At 68.5% G+C, this 13615-nt stretch carries 9 protein-coding genes, 1 tRNA gene, 1 rRNA gene and 1 riboswitch; of the genes, 6 read left to right on the forward strand and 5 right to left on the reverse strand.

Annotation, left to right across the window (positions count from 1 at the left end):
- Positions 1-91 precede the first annotated feature (91 nt).
- On the reverse strand, positions 92-1234 hold the full coding sequence (locus ACWEV3_RS02830) for a L,D-transpeptidase (protein WP_452612212.1): 1143 nt from the start codon (positions 1232-1234) through the stop codon (positions 92-94).
- A 368-nt stretch (positions 1235-1602) separates the two neighbouring features.
- Between ACWEV3_RS02830 and ACWEV3_RS02835 the strand changes: the two genes are divergently transcribed.
- Together ACWEV3_RS02835 and ACWEV3_RS02840 are read left to right on the forward strand one after the other, a co-directional pair.
- Positions 1603-1675: transfer RNA gene (locus ACWEV3_RS02835), tRNA-Lys, on the forward strand.
- Between the two features lie 537 nt (positions 1676-2212).
- Positions 2213-2737 (forward strand): DUF5134 domain-containing protein, encoded by a 525-nt coding sequence (locus ACWEV3_RS02840; RefSeq protein WP_452612213.1) that lies wholly within the window; start codon positions 2213-2215, stop codon positions 2735-2737.
- 46 nt (positions 2738-2783) lie between these two features.
- Here the strand turns inward: ACWEV3_RS02840 and ACWEV3_RS02845 are convergent, their stop codons facing one another.
- Positions 2784-3431 (reverse strand): alpha-ketoglutarate-dependent dioxygenase AlkB family protein, encoded by a 648-nt coding sequence (locus tag ACWEV3_RS02845; RefSeq protein ID WP_452612214.1) that lies wholly within the window; start codon positions 3429-3431, stop codon positions 2784-2786.
- Between the two features lie 136 nt (positions 3432-3567).
- Here ACWEV3_RS02845 and ACWEV3_RS02850 point away from each other — a divergent pair, with 136 nt between their 5' ends.
- A complete protein-coding gene (locus tag ACWEV3_RS02850; RefSeq protein ID WP_452612215.1) occupies positions 3568-4509 on the forward strand; it encodes an ABC transporter substrate-binding protein in 942 nt (313 codons plus the stop codon).
- A 30-nt stretch (positions 4510-4539) separates the two neighbouring features.
- Here the strand turns inward: ACWEV3_RS02850 and ACWEV3_RS02855 are convergent, their stop codons facing one another.
- A complete protein-coding gene (locus ACWEV3_RS02855; RefSeq protein ID WP_452612216.1) occupies positions 4540-6909 on the reverse strand; it encodes a glycoside hydrolase family 3 protein in 2370 nt (789 codons plus the stop codon).
- Between the two features lie 117 nt (positions 6910-7026).
- Positions 7027-7240, forward strand: a riboswitch (cobalamin riboswitch).
- A 110-nt stretch (positions 7241-7350) separates the two neighbouring features.
- On the opposite strand from ACWEV3_RS02855, the gene ACWEV3_RS02860 reads away from it, so the two are divergent.
- The 3 genes from ACWEV3_RS02860 (at position 7351) to ACWEV3_RS02870 (ending at position 11695) form a co-directional block, all read left to right on the forward strand.
- The gene (locus ACWEV3_RS02860) at positions 7351-9789 is read left to right on the forward strand and encodes a ribonucleoside-diphosphate reductase subunit alpha (protein ID WP_452612217.1); all 2439 of its coding nucleotides are present in this window, start codon (positions 7351-7353) and stop codon (positions 9787-9789) included.
- A 382-nt stretch (positions 9790-10171) separates the two neighbouring features.
- On the forward strand, positions 10172-11263 hold the full coding sequence (locus ACWEV3_RS02865; RefSeq protein WP_452612218.1) for a ribonucleotide-diphosphate reductase subunit beta: 1092 nt from the start codon (positions 10172-10174) through the stop codon (positions 11261-11263).
- 180 nt (positions 11264-11443) lie between these two features.
- Positions 11444-11695, forward strand: coding sequence for a zinc-ribbon domain-containing protein (locus ACWEV3_RS02870; RefSeq protein ID WP_358576176.1), 252 nt, complete (start codon positions 11444-11446; stop codon positions 11693-11695).
- Here ACWEV3_RS02870 and ilvD read toward each other — a convergent pair whose 3' ends face one another.
- Together ilvD and rrf are read right to left on the reverse strand one after the other, a co-directional pair.
- Entirely contained in the window at positions 11696-13396 is a 1701-nt protein-coding gene (ilvD, locus tag ACWEV3_RS02875; RefSeq protein WP_452612219.1) for a dihydroxy-acid dehydratase, read from the reverse strand.
- Between the two features lie 125 nt (positions 13397-13521).
- Positions 13522-13615: ribosomal RNA gene (rrf, locus tag ACWEV3_RS02880) — 5S ribosomal RNA — on the reverse strand; the annotation flags it as partial.

A 13615-nucleotide genomic window follows, 5' to 3' on the forward strand; every position in this document is an offset into this window, starting at 1 on the left:
TTCCGCTGGAACGGGGCCTTTCTTCATTGCCCGGTCGCTCGGGGTGAGCGGTTGTTCCCGGTGCCGCCGGGAACAACCGCTCACGCCCAACTCACCTGTTGCCCTGCACCCACTGGTCCCACGGGATCTGCCAGTCCCCGAAACCGTCCCAGGAACGCAGGTTCGGCCCGCCGGAATTGGTGATCTGCACGACGTCGCCCTTCTTCAGCAGGTCGAAGACCCACTTGGCGTTCTCCATGCTCATGTTGATGCAGCCGTGGCTGACGTTGCGCCGACCCTGGTCGCCCACCGACCACGGCGCGGCGTGCAGGAACTCGCCGCCGTTGGAGATCCGGACCGCCCACTTCACCTCGGTGCGGTAGCCGCCGGCCTCGATCGGCAGACCGTAGGTCGAGGAGTCCATCACCTTGGTGGCGTGGTGCTCCGTGACCACGTGCACGCCGTTGTTGGACGGGAAGGACGGCTTGCCCAGCGACACCGGCATGGTCCGGATCACCTCGCCGTTCTTCTCGATGCTCATCTGGTGCGAGGCACCGTCGGCCTTCAGGACGACCGCATCGCCGATCGTGATGGTGGCCTTGCGGTCCTCCTCGCCCCAGACCCCGTTGCCGAGGTCCTTGCCGTACACGTCGACGTCGATCGACACCTTGGTGCCCGGCTTCCAGTAGTCCTTCGGCCGCCAGTGCACCTCGCGGCTGTTGAACCAGTAGAACGCGCCCTCCACGGCCGGCTCGGTGCTGATCTTGATCGCTTCCTCGGCCTTGGCCTTGTCCGGCGCCGGGGCGTTCTGGCTGAAGTAGAAAGCCAGCGGCTGCCCCACGCCGACGGTCTGCCCGTCGAGCGGGTTCATCGACACGAAGCTCTTCTTGCCCGGCGAGACCGTGCTGAAGGTGGATTGCTGGGTGATGGCCGGCCCGCTCGCCCCCTGCGCGGTCACGGACAGCGTGTAGGTCTTGCCGTAGCCGAGCTTCTCGCCCGCCGTCCAGCTCGCCCCGTCCGGCGCGATGGCACCGGACAGCTTCGCGCCTTCCGAGTTGGTCAGCACCGCCTCGACGATCTTGCCGTTGACCGCCGTCGCCTTGATCGGCCCGGCCGGTGAGATGTCCTTGGCGCCGTTCTGCGGTGCCAGTTCCAGTGTCGGTGCGGGCGGCACCTCATCGGACGCCGGAGTGGTCCCCGAACCCGATTCGCTGCAGCCGGCGACGAGCAACGCCACCAAGCCGAAGATCAACATTGTCAACAGTCGTGAAACCCGTACGGGAACCCCGACCGAATTACGCCACTCCCTCATGGGCAACAGTCCGTCCGATCCGATGCGCCACTACGCCTGTGAACAGTGTGCAGCAATGCCCCGACAGTGTGTGAAGGGACCACAAGATGCACACCGGGTGACCGCCCCTGGCCGATCGCCCTCCATAGAGACGCAACGCCCCACCCCGAGGTTGCGTTCCCACCCCGGCAACCTCGTCGAACCCAAAACCGACCCCCCTGTTCGGCACCCCCACACGACCGTGCTAATGTTTTCCACGTCGCCAGGGAGACCGGCCGGAACGGAAACCGAAAGGGAACCGAACCGAACGGATCAGAACTGACCGGCAGCCAGCGCCAATAGCTCAACTGGCAGAGCAGCTGACTCTTAATCAGCGGGTTCGGGGTTCGAGTCCCTGTTGGCGCACTCGATATGCGGAACGCCCTGCTTACGCGGGGCGTTTCGCTTTTTCCATATCTCGTCATTGTTTTGGGGGGCCGAGCCCCCCAGGCCCCCCACGGTGCGGTGTTCGGCTTCCGTTCTCGGGTCGCCTTGGGTTGGCTTCCGGGCCTGGGTAGCTCCTGGGCCATAAAGCATCCTTCGGACTGGGTGGTTCCCCTAATCGGCTTGGTGAGGGGACGTCACCTTCCTTCTGGGTGGTTCCCCTTCTCGGCTCGGTGGGGGGACGTCACCTTCCTTGCACGCTGGCCCTGCTCGGCTTCGCCTCGCTGGGGGACCTGACTCTCGGATCGGATGGCCGCTCTCCTTGTCTTCTTGGCTTGGGTTGGTGGTCGTTGCGGCGTGGTTGCCGGTGGGGATCGGGGTTGTACCCGGTCGGACCTGGTTTTGCTGGGGGTTCTTGGCCAAGGATCTGGGGGTTGGCTACCGATCGGGGGTTGCTGCGGCTTGGCCTTCTTCGGGTCCTTGATCAGCTTCTTCGTCTTCGCGGTGACCCTGGCTTGCTTGGTTCGGCTGGTTCTTGCCCTTCGCCGGGGTTCCGGCTCCGATCGCAGCTCGGAGTTCTCCCGCGCGCTGATGGGCGTCGGGATGAGCGCCATGCTGTTGCCACCCCTGCTCCCCGCCGGCTTGTGGGCCGCGGTGTTCGTCGCCGGCTCCGCCTGGCTGGGCTTGCTGGCGCTGCGCCGGCGTCCCGCTCTCGCCTACCTGCACCACTTCGTGGGCTCGTTGGCGATGGCTTACATGTTCGCCGCTTCGCGGCCTCACTCCGCCGCTTCGCAGGCGTTCTCGTTGCCCTCCGGGCACTCGCACGGGCACTCGCACGGCGGCGCTCCGGGCGTCTTCGACGCCCATCCCGCCGGCTTCGCGTTTCCGCTCGTCGCTTGGGTGCTGATGATCTACAGCCTGCTCAGCGCCGGCTTCGCCGGCACCGATCTGCTGCGGCCCCCTCCGGCCTGCCGCCGGTTCGGCGCCGCGACCGAACTGGTCCTGTCGTTGGGCATGGCCCACATGTTCCTGACCACGCTCTGACCCCTGGGCCCCACCCGCACGAAGTGCACACGGGTCGCGGGCCTCCTCAGTCCATTCCGGACACTCGGAGGGTGATGTTCAGGCGGCCCGCCGCCATGCCGATCTCCGGTCCCGTGCCCGGGAACGTCTTCGGCACCCCGTGGTAGGCCAGCCGGGACGGGCCGCCGAAGACGAACAGGTCGCCCGAGCACAGCTCCACGTCCGTCCACGGCTTGTTGCGGTTCTCCGCGTTCCCGAAGCGGAAGACGCAACTGTCGCCGAGGCTCAGCGACACCACCGGTTCCCGGCTCCGCTCGTCGCGGTCCTGGTGCATGCCCATCCGCGCGTCGGCGTCGTAGAAGTTGACCAGCGCCACGTCCGGCCGGTAGTCCTCGGCGGCGCGGCCGTAGGCGTCGGCCAACGCTCTGCGCCCCAGCTCGCCGAGCCAGTCCGGGAACGGCGTGACCGGGGAACCGTCGCCGTCGTCGACCGTTCGCGAGTAGCGGTAGGGATACCAGTGCCAGCCGAGGCACACGGTCCGCACCGACATCACGCCGCCGCTGGGCAGCCGCGCCGACCGCAGGCCCGCCGGCGAACGCGCCCATTCCCGGCACGCGACGACCAGTTCGCGCTGCCGCTCGACGTCCAGCCAGTCGGGCACGTGCACCGCGCCCGGGGCGATCTCGGCCCGCTCGCGCGGGATCAACGAATCCACATCCGCCCCTCTACCACGCCAAGATCATCGCAGCTCGGCGATCTCCGCGTGAGAACGCTCTCAATGCTGGTTTCACTACTCCGTTCAGGTTAGGCTTGCCAAACTTTTGGAGCCAACCGGACAGGCAGGGAGCACCATGTTCCGTCCTCGTCGACTGCTCGCGGTCATCACCGCCGTGCTCGCGCTCGGCACCGCCGCGGCGTGCGGCACGTCGACCCCCGAGCAGTCCCCCGCGCCCCAAGGCACCGAGCGGATCGTCACTCACGCCAAGGGCCAGACCAAGATCACCGGCACCCCGAAGCGGGTGGTCGTGCTGGACACCGGAGAACTCGACGCGGTGCTGGCGCTGGGGGTCAAGCCGATCGGAACCGTGCTGCCGGACGCCAACAAGACGCTGCAGCCGTACCTCGCCGAGAAGGCCGGTGACATCGAGATCGTCGGCACCATCGGCTCCCCCAACCTGGAGAAGATCACGGCGCTCCAGCCGGACCTGATCCTCTCCAGCAAGGTCCGCGACGACCAGAACTACGAGGCGCTGAGCAGGATCGCGCCGACCGTGTTCGCCGAGACCGTCGGCAAGACCTGGAAGCAGAACTTCCTGCTCGACGCCGAAGCGCTGGGCAAGAAGGACGAGGCGCAGCGGATCCTCGACGCCTATCAGCAGCGCGCCGCCGACATCGGCAAGCAGGTCGGCGACCCGGCCGCCCGCAAGGTCAGCATGCTGCGGTTCATCCCCGGAGACATCCGCCTGTACGGCAAGGGCTCCTTCATCGGCACGATCCTGGCCGACGCGGGTTTCGGCCGCCCCGACAACCAGCAGATCGAGCAGACCCACACCAAGATCAGCCGCGAGCAGATCTCCCAGGCCGACGGCGACCAGCTGTTCTACGCCGCCTACGGCGAAAGCGCCAAGCAGCAGATGACCGGCGTGGTCGACTCGGTGCAGTGGACGACCCTCAACGCCGTGAAGAACGGCAAGGCCATCGAGGTCCAGGACGACACCTGGTACCTCGGCCTCGGCCCGATCGCCGCCAACCTGGTCCTGGACGACCTGCAGAAGGCCTTCGCCCAGCAGTGACCCGGAGAAGAGCCCATGGGTCCACCGGACTCACGGGCTCTTCGCTGCGCCGAGCCGCAGATCGCCGGCGCTGCGCCCGACGCGCAGCTCGCCCGCCCCGGGCTCGACGTCCACCACCACCGACACCTCGGCTCCCGCCTCGGCCTCGGCGACGGCGAACCCCGCCAGCCGCAGCGGCTCCGCGGCGTACACCTGCACCACCTCGCGTCCCGCTCGGTCGCCGGTGTTGCGCAGCTTGACCCGCACGCCCTCGCCTTCGGCGACGGCCTCCAGGTACTGCCAGGTCGTGTACCCGAGCCCGTGTCCGAAGTGGAACGCCGGTGTCACGCCCCGGTCTTCGTACGCGCGGTAGCCGACCACGGTTCCCTCGGTGTAATGCAGTTCGCCGTCCACCGGCTGCACACCTGGCAGCGGGACCGGGACGTCGGCGAGCTCGGCGGGGAACGTCGTCGGCAACCGGCCGCCGGGCTCCGCCTCGCCCAGCAGCACATCGGCCAGCGCGTCCCCGTACTCCTGGCTGCCGAACCAGGTCCACAGCACCGCGGGCACGTCGGCGGCCCACGGCATGAGCACCGGCGAACCGGCGTTGACCACCACGACGGTGTTCGGATTCGCCGCCACGACCTTGCGGATCAGCTCGTTCTGCGCGCCGGGCAGATCCAGCGAGTCGCGGTCGCGGCCCTCCGTCTCGACCTCGTCGTTGGTGCCGACCACGACCACCGCGACATCGGCGTCCCTGGCGACCGCGAGGGCCGCCGCGAGTTCGCTGGCGTCGTCCCATTCCCGTGCGCGGTGCCCGATTCCGACCGCCACCAGCGCATCGAGGCTCTGCGGGGTGAACTCCACGGTGAGCGCGGCCCGGCCGGCGTCGTCCAGGTCCGATTCCACGATCACCACGTTGAACCGCTGCTCGGGCGGCTCCAGCATGTCGCCCATCGGATCGTCGATCCCGTCCGCGCGCACCACGTCCGCGGCCAGCACCTCCCGGCCCGCGAGCTCGACGCGGAAGCCGCCGGTGCCGTTCACCCCGAACACGTGCTCGCCGACGTCGAGCAGGAGATTCCCCCGCAGCCGCAACGACTTCGTCCCGGCAGGCAGCCCGCCGAGCCACAGCAGCCGCTCGGTGCCGCGCAATTCGCTTTCGAGCACCTCGCCGTCGGCACCGAGGTAGTCGACGCGCAGGCCGTTGCCCTCGCCCGCCGGATCGGCGACCTCCGCACCCGGGATCACGTCCAGCAGCCGCCGGTGCCGGACACCGCGCTGGTACACGACATCCGCGTCCGGCAACGCCGCCCGCAGCCCGTCCAGCGGAGTCACCACGTGCGGCGGGCTGACGTGCGAGGAACCGCCGCCCTGCGCCGCCGGAATGGTGGCGTTCTCGCCGATCACCGCGACCTTGGCGACCTTCGGGTCGATCGGCAGCAGCGGCGCATCCGACACGACCTCGTTGCGCAGCAGCACGAATCCCTGCGCTGCGAGCCGCCGGATGACCGGCCGGGCCTCCTCCGGCGGACCGCCACCGCCAGGCTCGGAGTCCTCGAACGCGCCGACGCGGTCGGCCAGCCGCAGGACGCGCAGGACCTTGTCGTCGAGCACCGACTCGGGAACTCCGCCCTGCTCCACGGCCTTCGCGAGTTTCCCGTCGCTCCAGGGGCTTTTCGGCCCGGGCATCGCCAGGTCGAGACCGCCGAGCGCCGCCGCCTGGAGCGAGCGGGTGGCGAACCAGTCGGACACGAGCACGCCGTCCCACGCCCACTCGCCCTTGAGGATGTCGTTCACCAGCGCGGAATTCTCGGTCATCGTGCTGCCGTTCACCGAGTTGTAGGCGGCCATCAGCACCCACGGCGACGCCTTCGCGATGATCCGCTCGAACGGCTTGAGGTAGAGGTCGCGCAGCGTCCGCTCGTCGACGATCGCGTCGTAGCTGAGCCGCTCGGTCTCGCTGTCGTTGGCCACGAAGTGCTTCGGCGTCGCGGCCACCCCGCGCGACTGGATGCCCGCCACCACCTCGGCGCCGATCTCGCCGATCAGCAGCGGATCCTCCGAGAAGTTCTCGAAATGCCTTCCGCCGAAAGGACTTCGGTGCACGTTGACGGTCGGCGCCAGCACCACGTGCACGCCCCGGCGGCGCGCCTCGTCGCCGAACATCTCCCCCGCGGTCCGCGCCGCCGCCCGGTCCCACGTCGCCGCCAGCGCGGACGCCACCGGGAACAGCAGCGAGGTGTCGCGCTCGTCCCAGGTCGTGCCGCGCACCCCGTTCGGGCCGTCGGAGAGCACCAGCGACCGCAGCCCGATCCGGGGCATCGGGTGCAGGGTCCAGAAGTCGGCTCCGGTCAGCAGCCGCGCCTTGTCCGCCACGGTCAGCTCCGAGAGCAACGACCGAAGCTTCGCCTCGTCCACCGGGTCCCCTTTCGCCAGCCCCCGGCCGCCCAGTCTCGGCCACCGCGCCCGGACTGTCGACCGGTACCGCGCCAAGCCGCTATCTGCCCATGCGCGCCGCCCCCGAACCCAACATGTAGTGTGTTGATCGCTGGTGGTTCACCGGAGGCGTCCGGTGAGGCAAGAGGGAACCCGGTGCGAATCCGAGACTGCCCCGCAGCGGTGAACGGGAACGAAAGTCGTGACCCCGCTGCCGAACGGCAGCGGGTAGAGCACTGGGCGAACAGCCCGGGAAGCCACGACCACTAGGCCGCCCGTGAGTCCGAAGACCTGCCGCCGGTGCACGCGCGAAGCGTGCTGTCCGGGACCTCGAGGGCGGGTCTGCGCGGACGACCAGCGGCTGCCGCCGCGGGTCTCCTCGCGCGCCGTCGTGGTCCGCCGAGCTCGCGAGGGAGAAAGCCCGTGACGGCGACACTCAACGACTGGACCCGTGTGTCCACTGTGGTCCACCAAGCCTGCGCCGGGCTGTCCGGCGTGTCCGCCGAAGCCGTGCTCGACGAGGTGCGGCGCACCGGCTACACCGGCATCAGCGACGACGAGCTCTCGCTGGCCCAGGTCATGGCGGCGCGCACGCTGATCGAGACCGAACCGAACTACTCGCAGGTCACCGCCCGGTTGCTGCTGGACCGGATGCGCCGCGAGGCGCTGAGCTACCTGGGGGAGCCGCAGGAGGCCGACCAGGAGGAGATGCGCGCCCACTACCCGGAGTACTTCGCCGACTACGTGCGGCGCGGCATCGAGCTGGAGATGCTGGACCCGGAACTGGGCGCTTTCGACCTGGCGCGGCTGGGCGGCGCGCTGGTGGCGGAACGCGACCTGACCTTCGGCTTCCTCGGGCTGCAGACCCTCTACGACCGGTACTTCCTGCACCACGACGGCACCCGGTTCGAGCTGCCGCAGGCCTTCTTCATGCGGGTCGCGATGGGTCTCGCGCTGCGCGAGGACGACCGCGAGGCGCGGGCCATCGAGTTCTACCACCTGCTGTCGTCGTTCGATTTCATGTGCTCGACGCCGACGCTGTTCAACGCCGGCACCACCCGGCCGCAGCTGTCGTCCTGCTTCCTGACCACTGTGGACGACGACCTGTCCGGCATCTTCCACTCGATCAGCAACAACGCGCTGCTGTCGAAGTACGCCGGCGGGCTGGGCAACGACTGGACGCCGGTGCGCGGCATCGGCGCCCACATCAACGGCACCAACGGGAAGTCGCAGGGCGTGGTGCCGTTCCTGAAGATCGCCAACGACACCGCGGTGGCGGTCAACCAGGGCGGCAAGCGCAAGGGCGCGGTGTGCGCGTACCTGGAGACCTGGCACGTCGACGTCGAGGAATTCCTCGACCTGCGCAAGAACACCGGCGACGACCGCCGCCGCACCCACGACATGAACACCGCGAACTGGGTGCCCGACGAGTTCCTGCGCCGCGTCGAAGCCGACGAGCAGTGGACGCTGTTCTCCCCGGACGAGACCGCTGACCTGCACGACCTCTACGGCAAGGCGTTCGCCGAGCGCTACCGCGCCTACGAGCAGGCCGCCGACCGCGGTGAGATCAAGGTGTTCAAGCGGGTCCGCGCGGTGGAGCTGTGGCGGCGGATGCTGACCATGCTCTTCGAGACCGGCCACCCGTGGATCACCTTCAAGGACCCGTGCAACCTGCGCTCGCCGCAGCAGCACAACGGCGTCGTGCACTCCTCGAACCTGTGCACCGAGATCACCCTGAACACCAGCACCGACGAGGTGGCGGTGTGCAACCTCGGGTCGATCAACCTGGCCCGGCACGTCACGGCCGACGGCATCGATGCCGAGAAGCTGGAGCGCACCACCCGCACCGCCGTGCGGATGCTGGACAACGTCATCGACATCAACTTCTACACGATCCCCGAGGCACGCCGGTCCAACCTGCGGCACCGGCCGGTCGGGCTGGGGCTGATGGGCTTCGCGGACGCGCTGTTCGCGCAGCGCATCCCGGTGTCGTCGGATGCGGCGGTGGAGTTCGCCGACCGCAGCATGGAGCAGATCAGCTACCACGCCATCGCCGCGTCGAGCGCGCTGGCGGCCGAGCGGGGCCGCTACGAGTCCTTCGACGGTTCGCTGTGGAGCCGCGGCATCCTGCCGATCGACTCGCTCGAACTGCTCGCCGAGGCCCGCGACGGCGACGTCGACCTGGACCGGTCGTCCACGCTGGACTGGGAGGCGCTGCGGGCGCGGGTGGTGCGCGATGGCATGCGCAACTCCAACGTGATGGCCATCGCGCCGACCGCCACGATCTCCAACATCTGCGGCGTCAACCAGTCCATCGAGCCGGTCTACCGCAACCTGTACGTCAAGGCGAACATGTCCGGCGACTTCACCGTGGTCAACCCGCACCTGGTCGCCGACCTGAAGCGCGTGGGGCTGTGGGACGACGCGATGGTCGCGGACCTGAAGTTCCACGACGGCAGCCTGCTGCCGATCGACCGGATCCCGCAGGAGCTCAAGGAGCTCTACGCCACCGCGTTCGAGATCGAGCCGCGCTGGCTGGTCGAGGCGGCGGCGCGGCGCCAGAAGTGGATCGACCAGGCGCAGTCGCTGAACCTCTACGTCAGCCGGCCCAGCGGCCGCACCCTCGACGAGCTCTACCGGCTCGCCTGGCACAAGGGCCTGAAGACCACGTACTACCTGCGCTCCACCAGCGCGACCCACGTGGAGAAGAGCACCCTGCGCGGTACCGACGGCAAGCTCAACGCGGTCCCGACGGCGACCCCTACTGCGGTCCCGACTGCGGTCCCGGTCGCGGAGATCCCGACCGCGGCGGCCGGCGCGGCCTGCTCGGTCGAAGACCCCGACTGCGAAGCCTGCCAATAACTTTCACCCGGCATCCCGCCGCAATTTCAATGGAAGCCGAAGGTCCGATTTCCATTGAGCCTTTTTCATCCTGGACGGCCCGCAACCGCGGGCCGCAAAGCCACACGTCGATGGGCTGTCGCATGCGCCGCAGGCGCATAGCCCACCTACGACACTGGCACCGCCGCGGGTTCTCAGAGGCTTCCTGGCGAGGACGGCCCCTCCGCCGTGTATTGGACATACATCAGGAGGGGCACCCACAGTCAGGGAGCCTCTGAGGTTCCGCCACCCGCACCGCCACGCAAATTGAGGTTGGAAAAACCTCATTGAAATTGCGGGAACCGGGGGCCGGAGCCCAGGTCAAGTCCTGTTCGACGCGCGGGCTCGAACCGCGCGATTTCCCATGGAGCAACACAGCATGACCTCCTTGCAATCCCCCTCGTCGGCCGCCGGGCTCGGCGAGATCGACCGCTCCGGCGGGCGCGTCGCCGTCGGCGACAAGGCGATGATCAACGCCCGCGCCGACGTCAACCAGCTGCTCCCGCTCAAGTACGGCTGGGCGTGGGAGAAGTACCTGGCGGGCTGCAACAACCACTGGATGCCCACCGAGATCTCGATGCAGGCCGACATCGCGCTGTGGAAGTCCGCCGACGGCCTCAGCGCCGACGAGCGCCTGCTGCTCAAGCGCAACCTCGGTTTCTTCGCCACCGCGGAATCCCTGGTGGCCAACAACATCGTGCTCGCCGTCTACCGGCACATCACCAACCCCGAGTGCCGCCAGTACCTGCTGCGGCAGGCCTTCGAAGAGGCCGTGCACACCCACACCTTCCAGTACATCTGCGAAAGCCTCGGCCTCGACGAGGGCGAGCTGTTCAACATGTACCGCGAGATCCCGTCGATCGCCGACAAGGACGCCTGGGCGCTGCAGTACACCCGCAGCCTGGAGGACCCCGACTTCGCCACCGGTAGCACCGAGGCCGACCAGGCGTTCCTGCGCGACCTCGTGGCGTTCTACGTGATCTTCGAGGGCATGTGGTTCTACACCGGGTTCGCGCAGATCCTCGCGCTGGGCCGGCGGAACAAGATGGTCGGCATCGCCGAGCAGTACCAGTACATCCTGCGCGACGAGTCGATCCACCTGAACTTCGGCATCGACTGCATCAACCAGATCAAGCTGGAGAACCCGCAGCTGTGGACCGAGGAGTTCCAGGCCGAGGTCCGGCGGATGCTGGCGGAGGCCTGCGAGCTGGAGATCGCCTACGGGCGCGACACGATGCCGCGCGGCCTGCTCGGCATCAACGCCGAGCTCTGCGCCCAGTACATGCACTTCATCACCAACCGGCGCTGCGCCCAGCTGGGCCTGGAGCCGGTGTTCCCGGAGGCCGACAACCCCTTCCCGTGGATGTCGGAGGCCATGGACCTGAAAAAGGAGAAGAACTTCTTCGAAACCCGGGTGATCGAGTACCAGTCCGGCGGCTCCCTCCAGTGGGACTGACGCCGGCAAGTTGAAGCGAACGGCCTGTTCACGCCGCTAGACGGAGTGAACAGGCCGTTCGTTCGGGTGTGATCACTCCCACCCGTCGACGATGGAGCAACCCACCCCGTTCGAGCCCCGGCCCGCCGGCACCTGCCCTAGCGTCAGCTGGCGATCGCACACCGCACTGGGGAGGAAAGCTTGATCATCTGGGGATTCCGGAGCACCGTCCAGCGGCTGGCCAGCCTGTTGCTCGTCTGCCCGGGCTGCCGCGGCACATATGCGACGACCCTCAACAAGGGCGTCACCAAGTTCACGCTGTTCTTCATCCCGCTGTTCCCGACCAGCACCCGGTACGCGCTGACCTGCACCTGGTGCGGCACGACGTCTCCGATCACCAAGGAAATGGCGGAACAGCTCCAGGCCCAGGCCCAGCAGGGCCTGCAGGCCTGATCACTCGCAGACCGCTCCTTCGGCCGCGGAGCCGACCAGCTTCGCGTACTTGCCGAGCACGCCCTTGCGGAACCGCGGTGCCGGCGGCGACCAGTTCTCCCGACGACGCAGGAGTTCTTCGTCGCCGACGAGCAGGTCCAGGGTCCGGTCGGCGAGGTCGAGGCGGATCGGATCGCCGTCCTGCACCAGCGCGATCGGTCCGCCATCGGTCGCCTCCGGCGCCACGTGCCCGATGCACAACCCCGTGGTGCCGCCGGAGAACCGGCCATCCGTCACCAGCAGCACGTCCTTCCCGAGACCGGCGCCCTTGATCGCACCGGTCACGGCGAGCATCTCCCGCATGCCCGGCCCGCCGCGTGGGCCCTCGTAGCGGATGATGACCACGTCCCCGGGCTTCAGCGTGCCGTCCTCCAGGGCATCCATCGCCCCTTGCTCGCCGTCGAAGACGCGCGCCGTGCCCTCGAAGCTAGCCGAGTCGAAGCCCGCGCTCTTGACCACCGCGCCGTCCGGCGCGAGCGATCCGCGCAGGATCGTGAGCCCGCCGGTCGGGTGGATCGGGTTCGAAAGCCGGTGCAGCACCTCGCCGTCGAGGTCCGGCGGGTCGAGCTCGGCGAGGTTCTCCGCAACGGTGCGGCCGGTCACCGTCATGCAGTCGCCGTGCAGCAGGCCCGCATCGAACAGGGCCTTCATCATCACCGGCACGCCGCCGATCCGGTCCACCGCGGGCATCACGTACCGGCCGAACGGTTTGACGTCGGCCAGGTGCGGCACGCGGTCGCCGATCCGGTTGAAGTCGTCCAGTCGCAGGTCGACCTCGGCCTCCCGGGCGATCGCGAGCAGGTGCAGCACGGCATTGGTCGATCCGCCGAAGGCCATCGTCACGGCGATCGCGTTCTCGAACGCCTCCTTCGTGAGGATCTGCCGCGCGGTCAACTGCCGGGCCAGCATGCCGACCGCCAGCCGGCCGGCTTCGCGAGCACCCGCGTCACGGCGCCGATCCACCGACGGCGGGCTGGCCGACCCGGGCACGGACATGCCGAGAGCCTCGGCCGCGCAGGCCATCGTGTTCGCGGTGTACATCCCCCCGCAGGCACCTTCGCCCGGGCAGATGGCGCGCTCGATGCGATCCACCTCGGCACGCGTGATGAGACCGCGCGCGCACGCCCCCACCGCCTCGAAGGCGTCGATGATGGTGACCTCGCGGTCGTCGACGCGGCCCGGCAGGATCGAGCCGGCGTAGACGAACACCGACGCCAGGTCCAGCCTCGCCGCCGCCATCAGCATGCCCGGCAGGCTCTTGTCGCAGCCCGCGAGCAGGACGGAACCGTCCAGCCGTTCGGCTTCCATCACGGTCTCGACGGAGTCCGCGATGATCTCCCGGGACACCAGGGAGTAGTGCATACCGACGTGCCCCATCGAGATGCCGTCGGACACCGAGATCGTGCCGAACTCCATCGGGTATCCGCCGGCCTCGTGCACTCCTTCCTTCGCCGCCTGCGCCAAGCGCTGCAGCGAGAGGTTGCACGGGGTGATCTCGTTCCAGGAGGACGCCACCCCGATCTGGGGCTTGGCGAAGTCAGCGTCCTGCATGCCGACGGCGCGCAACATCCCGCGCGCCGCGGCCCGCTCCATTCCTTCGGTGACCTCGCTGCTGCGAGGCTTCAGCGTGCGCTGGTCGCTCGTGAGCTTGGCATGGTCCACGCCTCGACTGTAGTCCGCATCACACCCGAACCGCCCGTCACAGGACGACGCGTCGGAGCCGGGAACAGAAAAGGGTCCCTTCTTTTCCGGTAAACCGGAAAAGAAGGGACCCTTCCCACATAAAGTGTCGGCGGTGTCTTACTCTCCCACACCCTGTCGAGTGCAGTACCATCAGCGCTGGGGAGCTTAGCTACCGGGTTCGGAATGGGACCGGGCGGA

This window comes from Saccharopolyspora sp. NPDC003752, from assembly GCF_053605825.1.